The organism is Arthrobacter sp. MYb227 (assembly GCF_002975435.1).
GTDB lineage: Bacteria > Actinomycetota > Actinomycetes > Actinomycetales > Micrococcaceae > Paeniglutamicibacter.
In genome coordinates this window covers 58,624-78,594 of sequence record NZ_PCPT01000011.1, presented here as the reverse complement: position 1 = coordinate 78,594, position 19,971 = coordinate 58,624, and the positions used below count along the sequence as shown (strand labels likewise).

16 protein-coding genes, 1 tRNA gene and 1 pseudogene are annotated in these 19,971 nt (G+C 58.8%); 15 read left to right on the top strand and 3 right to left on the bottom strand.

Features of this window, described 5'->3' with window-relative positions; all coding sequences use genetic code 11:
• Positions 1–93: 93 nt before the first annotated feature.
• The 9 genes from CQ018_RS16675 to CQ018_RS16635 all read left to right on the top strand — a co-directional run bounded on the left by CQ018_RS16675 (position 94) and on the right by CQ018_RS16635 (position 8,909).
• Positions 94–1,410, top strand: a complete 1,317-nt coding sequence (locus tag CQ018_RS16675) for a cation:dicarboxylate symporter family transporter (RefSeq protein ID WP_181149956.1) — start codon at positions 94–96, stop codon at positions 1,408–1,410.
• 340 nt (positions 1,411–1,750) lie between these two features.
• Positions 1,751–2,647: a ParA family protein gene (locus tag CQ018_RS16670; RefSeq protein WP_374954215.1), complete on the top strand. Its 897-nt coding sequence runs from the start codon at positions 1,751–1,753 to the stop codon at positions 2,645–2,647.
• Complete coding sequence (locus tag CQ018_RS16665) at positions 2,647–3,570, top strand: ScpA family protein (protein ID WP_105551143.1); 924 nt, start codon at positions 2,647–2,649, stop codon at positions 3,568–3,570. Before CQ018_RS16670 ends, CQ018_RS16665 begins: the two co-directional genes overlap by 1 nt.
• Positions 3,567–4,181, top strand: a complete 615-nt coding sequence (scpB, locus tag CQ018_RS16660) for an SMC-Scp complex subunit ScpB (protein WP_105551142.1) — start codon at positions 3,567–3,569, stop codon at positions 4,179–4,181. Before CQ018_RS16665 ends, scpB begins: the two co-directional genes overlap by 4 nt.
• A gap of 38 nt (positions 4,182–4,219) precedes the next feature.
• The gene (locus tag CQ018_RS16655; RefSeq protein WP_105551141.1) at positions 4,220–5,278 is read left to right on the top strand and encodes a pseudouridine synthase; all 1,059 of its coding nucleotides are present in this window, start codon (positions 4,220–4,222) and stop codon (positions 5,276–5,278) included.
• Positions 5,279–5,284: 6 nt separating this feature from the next.
• Positions 5,285–6,388 (top strand): prephenate dehydrogenase, encoded by a 1,104-nt coding sequence (locus CQ018_RS16650; RefSeq protein WP_105551140.1) that lies wholly within the window; start codon positions 5,285–5,287, stop codon positions 6,386–6,388.
• Positions 6,388–7,059 (top strand): (d)CMP kinase, encoded by a 672-nt coding sequence (gene cmk, locus CQ018_RS16645; RefSeq protein ID WP_181149955.1) that lies wholly within the window; start codon positions 6,388–6,390, stop codon positions 7,057–7,059. Before CQ018_RS16650 ends, cmk begins: the two co-directional genes overlap by 1 nt.
• 154 nt (positions 7,060–7,213) lie before the next feature.
• Positions 7,214–8,749 carry a ribosome biogenesis GTPase Der gene (gene der, locus CQ018_RS16640; protein ID WP_105551138.1) on the top strand — a complete coding sequence of 512 codons (1,536 nt, stop codon included), beginning with the start codon at positions 7,214–7,216 and terminating at the stop codon, positions 8,747–8,749.
• A gap of 86 nt (positions 8,750–8,835) precedes the next feature.
• Positions 8,836–8,909, top strand: a tRNA-Pro gene (locus CQ018_RS16635).
• A gap of 178 nt (positions 8,910–9,087) precedes the next feature.
• On the opposite strand, the pseudogene CQ018_RS16630 reads toward CQ018_RS16635, so the two are convergent.
• Both CQ018_RS16630 and CQ018_RS16625 read right to left on the bottom strand, forming a co-directional pair.
• A pseudogene (locus tag CQ018_RS16630) lies at positions 9,088–10,250 on the bottom strand (IS1249 family transposase).
• Positions 10,251–10,659: 409 nt separating this feature from the next.
• The gene (locus CQ018_RS16625) at positions 10,660–11,328 is read right to left on the bottom strand and encodes a hypothetical protein (RefSeq protein ID WP_105551137.1); all 669 of its coding nucleotides are present in this window, start codon (positions 11,326–11,328) and stop codon (positions 10,660–10,662) included.
• A gap of 175 nt (positions 11,329–11,503) precedes the next feature.
• Here CQ018_RS16625 and CQ018_RS16620 point away from each other — a divergent pair, with 175 nt between their 5' ends.
• From CQ018_RS16620 to CQ018_RS16605, 4 genes are all read left to right on the top strand, one after another.
• Positions 11,504–11,959 carry an FHA domain-containing protein gene (locus CQ018_RS16620; RefSeq protein ID WP_105551136.1) on the top strand — a complete coding sequence of 152 codons (456 nt, stop codon included), beginning with the start codon at positions 11,504–11,506 and terminating at the stop codon, positions 11,957–11,959.
• A gap of 12 nt (positions 11,960–11,971) precedes the next feature.
• On the top strand, positions 11,972–12,721 hold the full coding sequence (locus CQ018_RS16615; RefSeq protein WP_105551135.1) for a MerR family transcriptional regulator: 750 nt from the start codon (positions 11,972–11,974) through the stop codon (positions 12,719–12,721).
• 41 nt (positions 12,722–12,762) lie between these two features.
• Complete coding sequence (locus CQ018_RS16610) at positions 12,763–13,245, top strand: bifunctional nuclease family protein (protein ID WP_105551134.1); 483 nt, start codon at positions 12,763–12,765, stop codon at positions 13,243–13,245.
• Between the two features lie 191 nt (positions 13,246–13,436).
• Positions 13,437–14,018 carry a MerR family transcriptional regulator gene (locus CQ018_RS16605; RefSeq protein WP_105551133.1) on the top strand — a complete coding sequence of 194 codons (582 nt, stop codon included), beginning with the start codon at positions 13,437–13,439 and terminating at the stop codon, positions 14,016–14,018.
• A 204-nt stretch (positions 14,019–14,222) separates the two neighbouring features.
• On the opposite strand, the gene CQ018_RS16600 is transcribed toward CQ018_RS16605, so the two are convergent.
• Positions 14,223–15,038, bottom strand: coding sequence for a ParA family protein (locus tag CQ018_RS16600; RefSeq protein WP_105551169.1), 816 nt, complete (start codon positions 15,036–15,038; stop codon positions 14,223–14,225).
• 293 nt (positions 15,039–15,331) lie between these two features.
• On the opposite strand from CQ018_RS16600, the gene CQ018_RS16595 reads away from it, so the two are divergent.
• Positions 15,332–18,781, top strand: a complete 3,450-nt coding sequence (locus CQ018_RS16595) for a pyruvate carboxylase (protein ID WP_105551132.1) — start codon at positions 15,332–15,334, stop codon at positions 18,779–18,781.
• A 181-nt stretch (positions 18,782–18,962) separates the two neighbouring features.
• Positions 18,963–19,784 (top strand): hypothetical protein, encoded by an 822-nt coding sequence (locus CQ018_RS16590; protein ID WP_105551131.1) that lies wholly within the window; start codon positions 18,963–18,965, stop codon positions 19,782–19,784.
• Positions 19,785–19,971: the final 187 nt, after the last annotated feature.

Sequence of the window (19,971 nt, the reverse complement as noted above, 5' to 3'; positions counted from 1 at the left end):
CTGCGTCACTGTCGACCCCAGTATTGGAAAGTACCCCCCCCCGGAACCCCGCGGCGGTGTCTTTTTAGCAAAACCTTCCAAAGGAGTCAGCGCATGGCAACGTCGCCAGCATCGACAGATGTTCTTGAACCAGAACCGATAGCCCCAGAACAAGCGCCGGTCAAGAAAGACCGCACGCACTGGCTCTACATTATGGTCATCATCGCCGTGGTGGCCGGGGCAACCATTGGTCTGGTGGCCCCGGAAGTTGGCAAGGCACTGAAGCCACTGGGCACCGGGTTCGTCGCCTTAATCAAGATGATCATCGCGCCGGTCATCTTCTGCACCATTGTTTTGGGCATTGGCTCAATCGCCAAGGCCGCAACGGTTGGCAAGGTCGGTGGCCTTGCGTTGCTGTACTTCATCACCATGTCAACCTTCGCACTGGCCATCGGCCTGGTAGTGGGTAACCTGATCCACCCGGGTGCAGGTCTGAAACTAGAAAAGTATGAGGCCGGCGGTGCTGGCGGTTCAAATGCAACCGTCGATTTCTTGCTGGAAATGATTCCCGGTGACATCCCGGTGCTTCCCACCTTGGTACTTGCACTCTTCGTTGGCTTCGCACTGCAGTCAATGGGTCAGAGCGGTGAGCCGGTGCTGACCGGCATCAAACACATTCAGGCAGTTGTCTTCCGCCTCATGATGATGATCATGTGGATCGCCCCGATCGGCGCCTTCGGTGCCATCGCCGCCGTTGTTGGTGCCACCGGCTGGGCGGCCATCGGCTCCATGGCAATCCTGATGGGTGCCTTCTATGCCACCTGTGCCCTGTTCATCGTGGTGGTTCTGGGTTCGCTGCTACGCGCCGTGACAGGACTAAACATCTTCGCTTTGCTGAAGTATCTGGCCCGCGAGTACTTATTGATCTTCTCCACCTCTTCCTCCGAGTCCGCGCTGCCGCGCCTGATCGCCAAGATGGAACACGTTGGTGTCTCCAAACCGGTAGTGGGAATCACGGTTCCCACCGGCTACTCCTTCAACCTTGACGGCACGGCCATCTACCTGACCATGAGCGCACTTTTCGTTTCCACCGCCATGGGAATGCCCATGAACCTCGGCGAACAGATCTCCCTGTTGGTCTTCATGATCATCGCGTCCAAGGGCGCCGCAGGTGTCACCGGTGCCGGGCTGGCAACCCTTGCCGCTGGTCTGCAGTCACACCGCCCCGAATTGCTCGATGGCATGGGGGTGATCGTGGGCATCGATAAGTTCATGTCCGAGGCCCGCGCGCTGACCAACTTCACCGGCAACGCGGTGGCAACGCTGCTGATCGGTAAGTGGACCAAGGAAATCGATATGGATCAGGCCCGCGCGGTGCTGGCCGGGGATCGTCCCTTCGATGAACTCTCATTGACGTCCAACGAACACTAATATCCACGCAACGGCCGTGCTCTTTCGTTGGCTGTCGTGCACCAGAACCGGTGCACGACAGCCAACGTTTTTGTGCTTGGTGTTCCCAGGCGCCGAGTTTCGGGAAACCGGGGCTGGGCGTAAGGGGGGGCGTTCAATGAGCACGCGCAATACCCTGTACGGTGGTAGAAGAGGGCTGTAGACCGGCAAACGAGCCCCCAACAGCATGAACATTGGACTTCAGCTTTAAGGTGAAGGCTCGCCGTGGCGCGAGCAAGGTGTCGGGCGCGATGACGCGCAAACGCTACCCTTAAAGCAAGAGGAATCAATTCCCACAACGAACGGAAGCGTGGTTAATACCGTGAGCGAGGAACAGGGCATCAGGCCCCGGGGCGCAGGACTGCTCAAGGAACCGACCCCAATGGGTCCCACGGGCCGACCGCAAAGCGAATTCCCCGAGCCGCAACCGCTGGAATCCCACGGACCGGCCCGCGTCATCGCCATGGTGAATCAGAAGGGCGGGGTTGGTAAAACCACCTCAACCATTAACCTCGCCGCGGCACTTGCCGAATATGGTCGCAAGGTTTTGCTCGTCGACTTTGACCCGCAGGGTGCACTCTCGGCAGGATTCGGAACCAACCCACACGAACTAGACGTCACCGTCTACAACGTATTGATGGACCGCAAAACCGAGATCCGCGACGCGATCATCACCACCGATGTTGAAAACGTCGATCTGCTTCCGGCCAACATCGACCTTTCGGCAGCCGAAGTTCAGCTAGTGAACGAGGTTGCCCGCGAGCAGGTGCTTGAGCGGGCGCTGCGTTCGGTCACCGATGACTATGACATCGTGCTGATCGACTGCCAGCCATCCCTTGGCCTGCTCACCGTCAATGCGCTAACCGCGGCCCACGGCGTGATTATCCCGCTGACCGCAGAGTTCTTCGCCCTGCGTGCGGTGGCGCTGCTGGTGGAAACCATCGAGAAGGTCCAAGACCGGTTGAACCCGGCGCTTTCCATCGATGGCGTGCTGGCCACTATGTATGATCCACGCACGCTGCACGGCCGTGAGGTCGTCGGACGCCTGGTCGAAGCCTTCGGTGACACGGTCTTTGAGACAGTCATTCGTCGCACCATCAAATTTGCCGATGCAAACGTTGCTGCCGAGCCCATCACCTCTTACGCGACAAATCACCCCGGCGCCGAGGCTTACCGCCAACTGGCCAAGGAACTCATAGCCCGTGGCGGCGCCCCGTAATGAGGGACCCCGCAGTACCTCAAGCCACCGCGCCGAATCCAGATCAGGAGTCGGCCGGTGGCTTTCGGCTTTCGCTGAACAACTTCACGGGCCCCTTTGACCTTTTGCTTTCGCTGATTGCCAAACGTGAAATGGATATCACGCAGATCGCGATGGCCGAGGTGACCGACGAATTCATCGCCTACATCAAGATCCTGCAGCAACAACCGGGCTCCAAGGCATTAGATGAAACGACGGAATTTTTGGTCATCGCCTCAACACTGCTTGACCTGAAAGCCGCACGGCTACTCCCGCGCAGCGAGGATGAAAACGACGAGGACATGGCGCTGCTTGAGGCCCGCGATCTGCTCTTTGCCCGTTTGCTTCAATACAAGGCGTTCAAACATGCTGCCGGTTGGCTAGGTGAACGATTTTCGGATGAAGCAGCATCGTTCCCACGCCAGGTGGGTCTCGAAGCACACTTTGCCGCGCTCTTACCTGAACTGATTTTCAACACGACCCCCGAGGCGCTTGCAACCCTTGCCCGTGCCGCATTAGAACCCAAGACCGCGGCACCGACCGAGGTGGGGATCGCTCACCTGCATGGGGGAAATGTCACAGTTCGTGAGCAAGCAGCAATCCTGAGCCTGCTGCTCCAAGAGAGCCACACGCTCTCCTTCACGGAACTCACCGCCGATGCCGAAAGTCATCTGGTGGTTGTCGTGCGATTCCTTGCACTGCTGGAAATGTACCGCGAGTCAGTCATTAGCTTCTCGCAAAACGCACCAATGGATACCCTCCAGGTCACCTGGAACCAAAGCCCCAGCAAAGCCGCGGCAAGCTGGGATATTGCAAGCCTGAATGACGACTACGGGGCAGCACTGCAAGGCGTGGAGCTAAAACCGCGAAGCGAACTAGAAGAACTCGGAGCGTACGGGGCATGAGCCAACCAGCAACACCCCTCGGGGATGCGGCCAGCGTGCCCGCAATCGATGAGCTGCCCGGGGGACTGAGCGCGGGAATCGAATCGATCCTGATGGTGATCGATGAACCCATCAGCGCCACCGCGCTTGCGCAGGTGTTCGAGGTCGGTGAGGAACGCGTCACAGCGGCCCTTATCGGCTTGCGGGCACAGTATGATGGAGGGGATACACAGCGTGGTTTTGAGCTACGCGAATTGGCCGGCGGATGGCGCATCTTCTCCAGGAGTGAATTTGCTCCCTTTGTTTCACGCTTCGTCATCGACGGTCAAACGGCAAGACTGACCCAGGCTGCCCTGGAAACTTTGGCAGTAATCGCCTACCGGCAACCCGTATCTCGCGGGAGAATTGCGGCGATTCGTGGGGTTAATGTCGATTCAGTGGTGCGCACCTTACTCACGCGCGGGCTGATCCATGAGGCACCCGATGAGGGTGAAAGTGGGGCCACGTTGTATCAGACCACCTCGTATTTTCTGGAAAGATTGGGGCTGGGTAGCGTTTCCGAGCTGCCCTTGCTTTCCCCGCATCTTCCCGGAGTCGGCGACATTGACGAATTTGACGTCGACTTACCTTGAGTAAGTCGATGAACCACGAAACAACATAAGGACAGATCATGACCCAGGGATCGCGCTCAGGCCGCGGCAACCAGCGTCCACAAGGTTCCGGCCAAGGCCGTGGACGTGGAGCAGCAGGCGCAGGCCGCTCGAACTCAAACCCGCGCTCCAGCTCCGAACGCGGCGACGAATCCTCACAGGGTTCATGGTCCAAGGCACACGGTGGCCCCAAGCAGGGCAAGAAGACCGGAGCCGGCACCGGCGGCAAGAAGTACAGCGGTCCTAAGGCCTTTGGCAAGGAACGCTTCGGACAGAACCTGGGCCCGGTCAAGCCGGCAAACCCCAACCGTCCAACTCATCGCGCCCGCGCACAGGCAGCACAGTCAGATCTTGAGGGCGTACGCCTGCAGAAGGTCATGGCCAACGCGGGAGTTGCCTCCCGCCGTGTCTGTGAGGAAATGATCCTTGCCGCACGCGTTGAGGTCAACGGTTCGCTGGTCACCGAGCTTGGCATTCGCATCGACCCCGAGCGCGACACCGTGCACGTGGATGGCATGCGCCTGCAGCTGAACGAAGAAATGAAGTACTACGTCTTCAACAAGCCACGCAACGTGGTCTCCACCATGGAAGACCCCGAAGGTCGCAAGTGCATTGCAGACTTCGTGCGCAAGCAGTCCCAGACGCGTCTTTTCCACGTTGGTCGTCTTGACTACCAGACCGAAGGTCTGCTGCTGCTGACCAACGATGGCGAGATGGCAAACCGCCTCTCACACCCTTCCTACGAGGTCCCCAAGACCTACCTGGTACAGGTTCGTGGCCCGATGGCCACCGGCATTGGAGCCCAGATGAAGAAGGGCATCAAGCTCGAAGACGGTTGGCAGTCGGTTGACTCCTTCCGCCTGATCGACTCGACCCCGGGTCACGTACTGGTTGAGGTCATCTTGCACTCGGGCCGTAACCGCATTGTTCGCCGCCTCTTTGATGCTGTTGGCCACCCGGTCACCCGTCTGGTGCGCGTCCAGGTGGGCCCGATCCGCCTGGGTGATCAGAAGCAGGGCACCATCCGTCCACTGGGTAACCAGGAAGTCGGACACCTGCTCTCATTGGTAGGGATGTAAGAACTTATGCCCACCACGCACCTGGCCGGACCCATTTTGGTCATCGGCACCGGGCTGCTGGGCACCAGCGTTGGGCTGGGGCTTAGACAGCGCGGACTAAACGTCTGGCTTTCCGATCCCTCGCCCAGCGCACAAATCGTCGCCCAAGACATTGGCGCCGGCACCATCCTCAACGCTGGGCGCCCGCTGGCTCCCGAGCTTGTGGTCGTGGGTGCCCCGCCCGATGTTACGGCCTCGGTGGTAGCTCAGGCACTGCTTGACTACCCGAGCGCAACGGTTGTCGATATTGCCAGCGTCAAGGAATCAATCCTTGCCGGTGTGCAGGCCGATCCACGGATCACCGATGAACACCTGACCCGCTATGTGGGCACCCACCCGATGGCCGGACGTGAAAAGTCCGGTCCGGCGGCGGCACGTGGTGAACTTTTCACCTCCATGCCGTGGGTCATCTGCCCACACACCGGTACTCGTGGCCAGTCAATCAAGACCGCCGAGGCGCTTGCCATTGACCTAGGTGCCTCGGTGGCACGCATGAATGCGCAAGATCATGACGCCTCGGTGGCATTGATCTCGCACTTTCCGCAGGTTGCCTCATCATTGATCGCCTCACGGCTGATGAACGCACCGGGTCACTCGCTGGCCCTGGCCGGTAATGGCTTGCGCGATACAACCCGTATTGCAGCATCGGATCCCAAGTTGTGGATTCAGATCCTGAGCCACAATGCTGGATCCCTGGTGCCCATCCTGCGCGGCATGCATGAGGACCTTGAACGCCTCATTGGCACGCTGGAAAACCCCACCGGACCCGGCGCGTTACTTGATCTTGCCCAGTTGATGGGGGAAGGCAATGCCGGTCAGGCCCGCATTCCGGGTAAGCACGGTGCCCCACCGCAGGCGTTCGCGCTTGTGACAATCGTGGTGCAGGATAAGCCCGGTCAGGTAGCCAAGCTGCTGACCGAAATCGGCGATGCGGGAATCAACGTAGAAGATGTGCGCGTGGAACACTCGGCGGGACACCAAGTGGGACTCGTCGATGTTTCGGTCATTCCGGGTCGACGCGAAGAATTAGTCACGGTGCTTAGCGCACTTGGATGGAAGGTAGTGCAGTAATGCAGAGAATCGTTGTAGCCATCGATGGCCCCTCGGGCAGTGGCAAGTCCTCTGTCTCCAAGGAGGCAGCACGCCGGTTAAACGCCGTCTACCTTGACACCGGTGCGATGTACCGCGCGGTGACCTGGCATGCACTTGATGCCGGCACCGATCTGTCCGACGCCGCAGCCGTTGCCGCTGCGGTCAAGGCGGCAGACTTGTTCATCTCGCTTGACCCGGATGTTGAAAAAATCACCATCCACGGCACCGATGTCACCGAAACGATCCGCGAGCCATTTGTCTCCGAGGCAGTCTCGGCGGTTGCCACGAACCTTGAGGCACGCGCGGAGCTTGTCGCCCGCCAGCGCGCCATTATCGAGGCCAACGAACGCATCATTGCCGAGGGCCGCGACATCACCACGGTGGTGGCCCCGGACGCCGATGCCCGCATCCTGCTCACCGCCTCCGAGGAGGCGCGCCTGCGCCGCCGTGGCATTCAGCTCGGTGGCACGCAGTCGGAGGCCGAACTCGAGGCCCAGGTGCTTGCACGTGATGCCAAGGACTCGACGGTAGTGAACTTCACTGTTGCAGCAGATGGTGTTGCAACAGTTGATTCCTCGGATCTTGACTTCGAACAAACGGTGCTCGCGGTCCTCGAGGCCATCACGGCTCAGGCAAGCACCAACGCCTAAAACTTTTGATCCGTGAGATTTTTCGCGGATCACTCACCGGCGCCACCGGCATTCCCGCCCATACGGGGGGTGTTTCGGGAAACGTCTGAGACATACTTAAACTGATATTGGCTTCCGCGTTTGGTGGAGGCACGCAACGCAAAGGAACCGCACCATGAGTGAGAACCTGATCACCGGCGAAGGCGAAGAATACGTGCCCTCAAACGAGGACCACATCGCCGACCGTCTGGCCGAGATCACCGAGGAAGAAGCCGAACAACGCGCCAACGTGTTGCTCGCCGGACTCGATGACTATGACCTAGACCCGGAAGACGCGGAACTGCTCGCGCACCTGGGCGATGACTTCGACGACGACGCCGACGAGGTCATCCCGCCGGTTGTCGCAATCATTGGCCGTCCAAACGTTGGCAAATCAACACTTGTCAACCGCATCTTGGGCCGCCGCGAGGCGGTAGTTGAGGACGTTCCGGGCGTGACCCGTGACCGCGTTTCCTACCAAGCCGAATGGAATGGCAAGAACTTCACCATCGTCGATACCGGCGGTTGGGAGCACGACGCCAAGGGTATCCACGCCCGCGTGGCAGAGCAGGCAGAAATTGCTGCCGACCTTGCGGATGTGATCCTCTTCGTCGTTGACTCGCACGTTGGCGCCACCGCCACCGACGAGGCAGTGGTCAAGATGCTGCGCCGGAAGAAAAAGCCGGTACTGCTGGTTGCCAACAAGGTTGATGACTTCAACCAGGAAGCCGAAGCCTCGTTCCTCTGGGGTCTTGGATTCGGTCAGCCGTGGCCGGTCTCCGCACTTCACGGCCGCGGCACCGCGGATCTTTTGGACGCGGTAGTTGAGAAGCTTCCTGAATTCTCCGCCTATGGTGGCATCATCCCGCGCGGCGGCCCACGCCGCATCGCACTGATTGGCCGTCCGAACGTTGGCAAGTCCTCGCTGCTGAATAAGATGGCCGGCTCCGAGCGTGTAGTTGTCGATAACGTCGCAGGGACCACTCGTGATCCGGTCGATGAGCTCGTTGAGCTCGGTGGCGAGGTCTTCCGCTTCGTTGATACCGCAGGCATCCGCCGTCGCCAGCACATGGCACAGGGCTCGGACTACTACGCCTCGCTGCGCACCCAGGCCGCCCTGGAAAAGGCAGAGGTTGCAGTTGTACTGCTCGCCGTCGATGAGGTGCTCTCTGAGCAGGATGTTCGCATCTTGCAGACCACCATCGATTCGGGCCGCGCCTTGGTCATTGCCTTCAACAAGTGGGACCTGATGGACGAGGATCGTCGCCGCTACCTGGATCGCGAGATTGAGCAGGATCTTGCTCACGTCGAGTGGGCACCACGCGTGAACATCTCGGCGAAGACCGGTTGGCACAAGGACAAGCTCGTTCCTGCGCTGCACACGGCCCTAGATTCATGGGACCGACGTATCTCCACCGGCAAGCTCAACACCTTCCTGGGCGAGCTTGTAGCGGCCCACCCGCACCCACTGCGCGGTGGCAAGCAGCCACGTATTCTCTTCGGCACCCAGGTCTCCGCACGACCACCACGTTTTGTGCTGTTCACCACAGGTTTCTTGGATCCGGGCTACCGTCGATTCATTACTCGACGCCTGCGTGAGACCTTCGGATTCGAAGGAACGCCCATCGAAGTTGCTATGCGTGTTCGCGAAAAGCGTCAGCGTACGAAGTAGCTTCAAAAATGGGGTAGGGTTATCTCGGAGCTTTTCGCAGACGGCACCCGAACTTAACTGATCGGGAGAACGGCTGCGAAAGCAACCGGGCTATGGCGCAGCTTGGTAGCGCGCCTGACTGGGGGTCAGGAGGCCGTGGGTTCGAATCCCGCTAGCCCGACCGGTTAAATCCCGTGATCACAGCATGTTTATGCAGCGATCACGGGATTTTCTGCGTCTATGGCGGTTTTCATACTTTCGTGTACCCCCACGGCAGTTAGCCGGTTCTCGGCTTATAGGCAAAAAAGTGTGTCTGCCCCGGGTGTGTCACCCGGGGTTTCCACGCTTTGATCTGGATTTTAGCAGGGTCTGCCGGCCCAGCCTTTCCTCACCCAAAGACCTTCGGTTTCACTCAGTGCAGTGCCCAAGAGTTCTGGCCCAATCTCTTCATCTGGAAGTTCTTTCACTAGAGGTTGAGGCTCATAGTGTTCTGGCCGGATCAGAGTATGAGGTTGGGCTGGTTTCTCACCGTGGGTATACAGCCACCATTCGATCGCACGCTTGGCATGAGCCGGCGGCATCCCCCGATGAGTTCGCAGCAAGGCACGCAGCTGGGTGTTGACTCCACCTTCAATGTGATTAGTCGTTGAAGCAACGTTGAGCCCCTCAAGGCGGGGTCCAAATAGGTGAAAAGTTCTCCGCTACGCACCAACCGTTCCAGAAGCTTGTACGCGGATCTGAGCCGAGTGTGGGTGTACCACCAGGTTTGGGTCGCTTTCACTCCCTTGGGTCGTAACCCACCCGGACCTAGAGGATAGGTACGTTCTTTGATCAGCTCCCCAAAGATGTGGTGCCATTGCTGCAGGGCTTGCATCCAGCTCGTGGCCTGCTCACGGGTGCTAATCCGTGTCAACGCCAAGGAAATACGCCGCAAGGCCCGCCCCGCATCGGTGCGCGGTCGCAGGGTCAGATAGGTGCGCACGTTGCGTTGAACATGCACCAAACAGCGCTGCACCCGCGTATCGGGCCATGCTTGAGCCAGAGCCGAGGCAAGCCCTGAACCACCATCAATGATCACCACCTGGGGCGCGGGGAATTGTTCAAGCAAGGCGATCCAGGCGACTTTCTTTTCGCTGTCACACCATTGCCAGCCCAAGGTCTTGCCGTTGGCGATAGCAATCAAGGCGCACCAGCCACGTCCCAGGTAGATGCCGTCCATTTGAATCTGCAGATGCACCTCACCGGTGGGCATCACGGCGGGTTCAACATTCCAACACCATCGGGTCTTATGCCTGAAGGTGCGACCCGTTTGGGCCGCATAAGTTGCCTGGTTTTGTTTTCCCAAAATCCATTGCAGAAACAGGTTCAGTTCGGCTCGACGTTTCAGATCGGGACGCCGCTTCACGCTGCTGGCCCCGCACTGAATGCATCTCCAGCGTTGGGTTCCTGCAGAGGTTTTTCCATTGCGTTTCAAGGCTGATTGGCATACTTCACATTGCTTCGATTTTCCAGAACCATTCACGGTTAAGGGCTCAAAGGTATAAGAAACCCTGTTTTACCGTGCAATCGTTGGGAAGTAAGCCTGTTGCAGACACACTTTATTGCCTATACGCCCAGTTCTCTGCATGATTCAAAGTGCCCACGATCTCGGCGAGCCTGCACCCGACGAAGTTAGTAGCGGCCCGGGGAATCGTCGGTTGATAATTGCGCATCTTCGCTGAGAGCCGAAGCGAACTATGCAGCTGCAATACGGCTCGAGGGCAGAATTCTCACATGCAGGCCGAGTCGGTTGTCGTATCGCTGGAAGCATGCGCCAGGGAACGGCTGCGGGGCCGTACGCGAACAAGCAAGCAAAAATACCCTATACAACGAAAAGTGCCCCTGACCACGTAGTCAAGGGCACTGAACGCAAGTTAACGCATTCTCGCGGGCTAGCGATCCTCAGGCGTTGGGGGATCAGTCGGTGGATACTCAAGATCTGGCGCATCGGAGGGCCGTGGTTCAGGTTCTGAAATAGTTGCATCGGGCCCGGTTGACGCGGAGGCAGGACGTGACTTCAAGTCTTGCTTGAGAGCCTTCATTTTCTTCCCTCGTGACCGCCACATGTGCCAGAACACTGCGATACCCGCAAAGAGCAAGACTCCCAGTACTGCGCCGATAATTGTCCAAGACGGGAACCAAGTGGCCGTCGTATCGATAGTCAATTGGGCCTTGCGAGCCGCACTGGAAGAGTTCAGGTAAATGCCAAGCGTCATCAGGTTCGGGGAAGCAGCGGCCAAGGCAAGGACGAGGATGACGCCCTTCCAGGGCCAAGAGATCTTTTTGTAACGCATCTGCCAGCCGATCAGCAGTGGCACAAAGGTGAAAATGAAACCGTAGGCCAGTCCAAGTAACACGCCGCCGCTCAGAGACCCCTGAGTTTGATTTGAAATTCTGGTGGCCCACCACACTGGCAGGAACAGCCTGAAGATGAAGAATATTGCAACCAACAAGATCGCGGCGCAAGCACCCAATCCAATTCGCAAACCCCAACGAGGTTTGGGTTGTGCACTGGATGCCGTTGGCGCGGCTGGCTGAGCCGAGAATTCAGAATCTTCCATGGGTGCATCATCCCATGCCGAGGCGGAATAGGCAGTTATTTAGCCTTGATGTAAATACGAAATCTTTAACCGCCGCCAGTAGGCTAATCTGGTATTAGGCGTATCATCCGGGCAACTTAGTCGGGAGATCACGACCCTAGAGCTATTTAAGTAAGAGTTATTGGGAGGACCGGACATGGACGAAACTCAGGTGCCACACGAGCAGCGTGAGGTATCAACCGATACAACGGGTATCGCCCTGCCTCCAGTGCATCATGAACCAGTGGTTTTCTATGCGCTGAGCCCCGAAGAGCGTGCCGCTGTCTCGGCCTTGCCCGCTGGATCTGCATTACTGATTGCCCACTCGGGACCAAACCAAGGTGCGCGCTTCCTGCTTGACCAGGATGTCACCCAGGCTGGCCGTCATCCTCAGGCAGATGTCTTCCTCGATGACGTTACCGTCTCACGTAAGCATGCCCAGTTCCGTCGCGATGCCGAAGGGTTCACACTCGTGGACTCCGGGTCACTCAATGGAACCTACGTCAATAACGATCGCGTCGACCAAGTACGTTTGGCCAACGGGGCAGAAGTGCAGATCGGCAAGTTCCGCTTGACCTTCTACGTTGAACTGCCAAACAACCCTGCCAACTAATCAGGAACTCTCGTGACATATCTGGCCCGTAATCCGCGGCTCTCCGTAGTAGGCGGTGATGTTGCGCGCCCGGTTGCGCTGAACATTGGTGAAGTGCTTTCGGAACTGCAAGTGGAGTTCTCGCAGGTTACGGCGTCAAAGATCAGGTTTCTTGAAGAAAAGGGCTTACTGACCCCGCAACGTACCTCGGCCGGATACCGCAAATATCTGCCCGATGATGTGGGGCGCTTGCGCTTCATCCTGGGTTTACAGCGTGATCAGTACCTGCCGTTGAAGGTCATTAAGGACTATCTAGACGCAGTTGATCGTGGTGAACGTCCGGACCAGCTTCCGGGGGGCCATACCTTGGCCCCCCGGAGCATCACCGAACAGATGACCCAAGACCTGGTCGCTCACGCTCGTCCGGTCACCAAAGCAGAGTTACAGGGACTGTGCGGGTCAAGTACCGATCTCATTGAGGATCTAATCTCCTTTGGCATGATCACTGCATCAAACGATCGTTTTGACGAACATGCGCAAAAGATTGCGGTAGCCTCTGCGGCACTTGCCGCGCACGGCATTGAACCACGTCACCTGCGCGCCTTCCGTGCGGCAGCAGACCGCGAGGTAGGACTCGTGGAAAGTGTCGTGGCGCCCCAGATGAGTCGGCGAGATGTTGCCTCACGCGCCCGTGCTGCGGAAACCGCAAGGGAAATTAGCGATGCCTGTATGGCGTTACATGGTGCGTTAGTCAACGGTGCCATCGCTAAACTGGATCACTAAATACAGCAGAGGCATCACAGCATCGAGCAAAGGAGCGAACCATGCAAGAGCTAGAAGTTGTCGGAGTTCGCATAGAACTTCCCTCAAACCAGCCACTGGTATTGCTTAAAGAACTAAATTCCCGCCGCCATCTTCCCATTTGGATTGGTGCGCCGGAAGCTTCGGCCATTGCCATGTTCCAGCAAGGCATCGTTCCACCACGCCCGCTGACGCACGATCTGATGATCGCAACGCTGCAGGCATTACACGCGCCACTGTTGCGTGTGGAAATTGTCTCAGTGCTCAACGCGGTGTTTACCGCGGAACTTGTTTTCGCCAACGACGTTCGGGTTGATGCGCGCTCATCGGACGCCATAGCCCTAGCACTACGTGCCCAATGCCCAATTCTTTGCCAAGAACACGTACTTGACGAGGCGGCGGTGCTGGTTGCCGACGACGAGGAAGCGGCCGAAGGCGAAGAAGAACAGGTGCGGGAATTCAGGGAATTCCTCAACGAGATCGAGCCGGAAGATTTCGATAAATAAACGACCGTCGACGACACGCCTCAAGCAAAGCTTGAAGGTCTTTGACGAAGGCCCCTTCAAGTCGTACCGTCGAAGCATAAGTTTCCCAAGGTTTGCCTACAGCGGATGCCGATTACACTCGCAATGAAATCGTTCCTCGCTCCTGCGCAAGCCACCTTCCCTCACGGGGATGCTTGAGCAAGGAGATTCGGATGAATCCCATAGATGATCAACGCGCGGCCGGACCTCGGCATGTTGCGTCGCGAGGCAATACCCAAGGCCTACTCTTCACCGAGGACCTCCCAGTGCTCGACGAAGATGCAGGATACCGTGGCCCGATCGTCTGCAAGGCCGCAGGAATTACTTACCGACAGCTCGACTACTGGGCGCGTACAGGTCTTGTCGAACCGGCGGTTCGTAACGCCAATGGTTCGGGCTCACAGCGACTCTACGGCTTCCGCGACATCCTCGTGCTCAAGGTGGTCAAACGTCTGCTCGATACCGGTGTATCACTGCAGCAGATCCGTACCGCCGTGGAACACCTGCGTGAACGAGGCGTCGAAGACCTTGCCCAGATCACACTCATGAGTGATGGTGCCTCGGTGTACGAGTGCACCTCGGCCGATGAAGTCATCGATTTGGTCCAGGGTGGCCAGGGAGTCTTTGGTATCGCCGTGGGGCGTGTCTGGCGTGAGGTTGAGGGATCTCTTGCCCAGCTGCCAAGCGAGCGTGCCTCGGATTTTCCTGTTGACGAACTAGCGATGCGCCGCGCCGCAAAACGCACGGCAAGCTAGCTCAGCACCCCCCCCTTCAGCATAAATTACTGCTCACCGCTCTATGGCCGCTCTTCCGGGCTACCGAGCGATGAGCAGTATTTTTTTGCCCTCGTTCCTATATGCCAATTACGGGCACTTGGCCCATTGCTGTAGCAAGAAAAAGACCGGTGCTTTCTGGTTATCCCAAAAAACACCGGTCGGTAAACACGAAGAACTATGAAGCTACTTGGCAGCCAGCTTGGGGGCCTCGGTAATATTTCGCAACAACGAGTCAAAAAGCTCCGAGGTGCGTTTGGCGCCCTTACCCGGCCATTGGTGAACCGAATACGCGGCACCCTGGATCTGCTGCCACTCACTGAACTCTGGAAGCTCCGGGGTCAGTACCGAGGTACCAAACATCGAACGCATCTCCGTCAATCGGAAGGCATGCTCGGCTGAGTCCTTGCGCACACGGTTGACAACAACATCGATCGGGCCCAAATCCGGCGCGTATTCCTTACGGAACATCTCAAGTGCACGTTGGGTGCGTTCGGTGCCGGCAACAGAGAACAGGCTCGGCTCGGCAACCAACACAACCCGGTCACTCGCGCTCCAAGCCATGCGGGTTAGACCATTCAAGGATGGGGGGCAATCGATGAGTACAAGTGAGTAGCCTGAGGTGCGCGAGAGCAACTGGGTTAGTCGACGCAAATCCCGAGCACGCAAGTCAGGTCGGTCGTAGATGCCGGTGTAGGCATCGCCAACTGCAACATCTAAGACTGGTACACGGGTCAGTGAACGCTTCGAAACGGCCTTCGACTGCCAGGAGCTGGAGACGATGTTTCTTGAAAGATCCGCTTTACGCGCAACCTTCAACATCCGACCAATGGTCAGCTTGTCATCGGCCCGCACTCCCAGGCCGGTGCTGGCATCGGCATGCGGGTCTAAATCGATCACTAGGGTGGGGATGCCTGCTGCCAGAGCGGCCGAAGCGAGCCCCAACGTAACGGAGGTTTTTCCTACGCCACCTTTAAGGCTGCTAATGCTCACTACCTGCACGGAACGGACCACGCCCTTTTCTACAGTTGATTTCACTTGATGTAACGATGAGTTCCCCTACATATCATAATCGGGTTCGCAGCTCTTCGCCGACACCGTGACACTCAACATAGGAACCACTGAGTGAGACCACTGTTTCGTACCCGCCGCAATGTTTTGCCAGCGGTGCTGCGCATCACGGTATGGTGTCACCTTGGAAGCCTGATCACTTTGCTTCTACACCGCAGACAAGAGTTTCTACCCCCTGACTCCGTGTGCGTAAACCATCCTTATTATCATTTTGCAGGAGCGCCATGTTTACGAAGATCTTGGTAGCCAACCGTGGTGAAATCGCGATTCGTGCTTTCCGTGCCGGCTATGAGCTGGGCGCGAAGACCGTCGCCGTGTACCCGTACGAGGACCGCAACTCGATCCACCGTCAGAAGTCCGATGAGGCCTACCAGATCGGCGAGGAGGGCCACCCGGTCCGCGCCTACCTGGACGTCGAAGAGGTGATCCGCGTCGCCAAGGAAGCCGGCGCGGATGCCATTTACCCGGGCTATGGTTTCTTGGCCGAAAACCCGGATCTTTCCCGTGCCGCGGCAGAAGCTGGCATCAAGTTCATTGGCCCGGCCGCCGAAGTTCTGGAACTCGCCGGTAACAAGGTCGAGGCCCTGCGCGCCGCTCGGGCAGCAGGAATCCCAGTTTTGAACTCCTCGGAGCCCAGCTCTGATGTCGAGTACCTCACCGCCGAGGCCGATAAGATTGGTTTCCCCGTCTTCGTCAAGGCGGTTGCCGGTGGTGGCGGACGTGGCATGCGCCGGGTGGATACCCGAGAAACGCTGGCCGAATCGCTTTCCGCGGCGATGCGCGAAGCAGCTAGCGCCTTTGGCGATGACACAATGTTCGTTGAACAGGCGGTGTTGCGTCCACGCCACATCGAAGTCCAGATCCTGGCCGACGAGCACGGAAACGTGGTCCACCTCTTTGAGCGCGACTGCTCCCTGCAGCGCCGCCACCAGAAGGTCATCGAAATTGCTCCGGCCCCGAACCTTGACGAGTCAATTCGCCAGGCGCTGTATGCAGACGCCGTGAAGTTTGCCAAGGCACTGAAGTACCAGAACGCCGGCACCGTGGAATTCTTGGTGGATACCGAGGGCGAACGCGCCGGACAGCACGTGTTCATCGAAATGAACCCGCGCATCCAGGTCGAGCACACGGTCACCGAGGAAATCACCGACGTTGACCTGGTTCAGGCACAGATGCGCATTGCCGCTGGCGCCACCCTTGAAGAGCTTGATATTCGTCAGGAAGACCTCAAGATCCGCGGCGTTGCCATGCAGTCGCGCATCACCACCGAGGACCCGGCCAACGAGTTCCGCCCCGACGTCGGAACCATCACCGTCTACCGTTCGGCCGGTGGCTCGGGTGTGCGTCTGGATGGTGGCACCATCTACACCGGTGCCGAGGTTTCCCCACACTTTGACTCGATGCTGGTCAAGCTCACCTGCCGTGGGCGCGACTTTGCTACGGCGGCGGCCCGCCTGCGCCGTGCGCTGGCCGAATTCCGCGTCCGCGGAGTCACCACCAACATTCCGTTCCTGCAGAATGTGCTTGACGACCCGGCCTTCCTGGCCGGCGAGGTAGCCACCGACTTCATCGACAAGCACCCGGAGCTGCTGGCCGGGCGCAAGTCCCAGGACCGCGGCACCAAGGCCCTGTCCTTCCTGGCCGACGTGACGGTCAACCAGCCCAATGGCGAACGTGTTGACGGCATCGACCCGCGCAAGAAGCTTCCTTCCTTCCCGGGAGATAAGGCATCCGAGCCGGACCGCAGCCCCTTTGATGGTCCATCGGATCAGGCACCGGCCGATGGCTGGCGTCAGCGTCTGCTGGAATTGGGTCCGGAGGGCTTCGCCAAGGCACTGCGTCACGAAACTGCCGTGGCCGTCACCGACACTACTTTCCGCGACGCCCACCAGTCGTTGCTGGCAACCCGGGTACGCACCCGAGACCTGCTCGCCGCGGCCCCGGCCTACGCCCATGTGATGCCGCAGCTGTTCTCCATGGAGGTCTGGGGCGGGGCAACCTACGATGTCTCGCTACGCTTCCTGGGCGAGGATCCGTGGAAGCGCCTGGCGCTGCTACGTGCCGAGCTACCGAACATTCCGCTGCAGATGCTGCTGCGCGGTCGCAACACGGTGGGTTACACCCCGTACCCGACCGAGGTCACCGACGCATTCGTGAAGGAAGCCGCAGCCACTGGCATCGACATCTTCCGCATCTTTGATGCACTGAATGATGTTTCGCAGATGGCCCCGGCCATCAAGGCAGTGCGTGAAACGGGCACCGCGGTGGCCGAGGTAGCCCTGTGCTACACCGGCAACCTGCTGGATCCCAACGAGGATCTATACACCCTTGACTACTACCTGAACCTCGCTCAGGAAATCGTCGATGCCGGTGCCCACATCCTGGCGATCAAGGACATGGCCGGGCTCCTGCGTCCGGCGGCCGCAGCGAAGCTTGTCACGGCGCTGCGCGAACGCTTCGACCTTCCGGTGCACCTGCACACCCACGACACCGCCGGTGGCCAGCTGGCCACCCTAATGGCCGCGATCAACGCGGGCGTCGACGCCGTGGACGTTGCCGCAGCCTCGATGGCCGGGACCACCTCCCAGCCCTCCTCCTCGGCGCTGATTGCCGCATTGGAGAACACCGAGCGCGATACCGGCATCTCTTTGGAGGCAGCAGCCTCCCTGGAACCGTACTGGGAATCGGTGCGCACCATGTACGCACCGTTCGAATCCGGCCTTGCCGCCCCGACCGGCCGCGTCTACCGCCACGAAATTCCCGGTGGTCAGCTCTCGAACCTGCGCCAGCAGGCCATTGCACTGGGCTTAGGTGAGCGCTTCGAGGCCATCGAAGACATGTACACCGCGGCGAACCACATCCTGGGCCGCTTGGTCAAGGTCACTCCATCCTCCAAGGTCGTCGGAGATCTGGCCCTGCAGCTGGTGGGCATGGGCGTTGACCCGGAGGAATTCGCGAAGGATCCAAAATCCTTCGACATCCCCGACTCGGTCATTCAGTTCCTCTCCGGCGAACTGGGAAACCCTCCCGGTGGCTGGCCGGAGCCGTTCCGTTCCAAGGCGCTCGAAGGCCGTGTGATTCGTCCGCACGTTGAAGAACTCGATGCCGCCGACGCCCAGGCACTGCAGGGGGACTCGGACACCCGCCGGGCCACGCTGAACCGTTTGCTCTTTGCCGGTCCCACCCGGGACTTTGAGGCTACGGTTGAAGCGTACGGCGATGTTTCAACCCTGCACACCCGCGATTACCTCTACGGGTTAGTCAAGGGCCGCGAACACGTGGTCTCGCTGGGCAAGGGCGTGCGCCTGCTGGTGATCTTGCAGTCGGTCTCCGAAGCCGATGAAAAGGGTATGCGGACCGTCACGGTGCTGCTCAACGGTCAGTCACGTCAGCTCAGCGTCCGCGATGCCTCGGTGGAATCCACGGTTGTCGTCGCGGAGAAGGCCGATGCCACTAACCCGGGACATGTTGCTGCACCATTTGCCGGAGCGGTAACCTCAAAGGTTGCCGTTGGTGATGTTGTTGAGGCAGGTGCCACGGTGGCAACCATTGAAGCCATGAAGATGGAAGCCGGCATCACCACCACGAGTGCCGGGACCGTCTCACGCATTGCCATTAATGGCACCGCCCAGGTCCAGGGCGGCGATCTGCTGATCGTCATCGATCCGGCCTAAAACAGCAAAATATTCTGCAACCGCTCACTGACCGCGGATGCTGCTTGAGCTAACACGGTAGCGAGGTTCGATGCCCCACTTGGGGCTTTGAACCTCGCTACCGTGTTATGGTGCGTTTCATCGCTTTGTTTTTTGTTTACTTCGGCATTGGGGTAACCACTGTCATTTAGGAGATGGGTTCATGACCAGGGATTCAGCGGGGTTTTTTGCCCGACTCTTCGGTAAACGCACCGTGGTTGGAGAGCCGGTGGAACCGGGAACATCCGACGCGCACTCCACCGAGGAAAAATCTTCACCGCCCGCCGCGGCAGATTCCCCGCATGTCGATCTCGCAACCACCCAGCGGGACGATGACGCACGTACTGGCGAACATGTCGAAAACACGGCACAAGAATCTTCCGACGCAGGTCAGGGCGCTACACAAGACGCCGAAGTAACTCCAACACTTGAAAACGCAGATCCGGAAGATGCTGGGCCGATACGTGTTGACCCGGAAACTGTAGCCTTATCAGGTCAAATACCGAGACAACTTCCCAAAAGCAAGGTAGTCACGGTTCTCTCGCTGGTTCCCGACGCCGGGTTAGCAACACTATGTGCCGCCCTTGAGCATCGTTATGAAGACCAAGGGCTTACGATCCGTGCGGCCGGTCCGGGGCTCATGCGTGCGGCTTTTGCCGGTGCGCTGAGCGAAAGTGATGCATTGGTCATGGTGGCACCCGCGGATCCGGAAGTCACTGCCGAGTTCGCCGAAAAACTATCCTGGCTTGAAGCCAACGGGCGCACCAAATTGGTGGGGCGCAGTATTTTTGTTGTGAATTACGGTGTGGTCAAGGGCGATCAGGCCTTGCAGCTGCCGGCCGACTTGCCACGACCTGTCGTAGTGCTTCCGTTTGATAATGCGTTGAGCCTGCCGACAAGCGTGCAACGAGCCCCCAGGCGGGCGGCCCGGCATGCGCTGAGCCAGATTGTCGAAGAGCTCAATATTATTCTCGAACTCACCTGACAGTTCACTGCGGCAGTCTCTCTGCACCTATCCGCAGGGTGCACTAGCTTCGGGTTACAGCCAAAAAGCAGCTTAAGTTCAGCTGGCGGTTCACTTGCCCAGCGCCAGAATCAGCGTGATCCGGGCAGCAGTGCTCCGTGTATTTGGTGAACACGATACTAACGAGGCACCGGACATGAACAAAGCG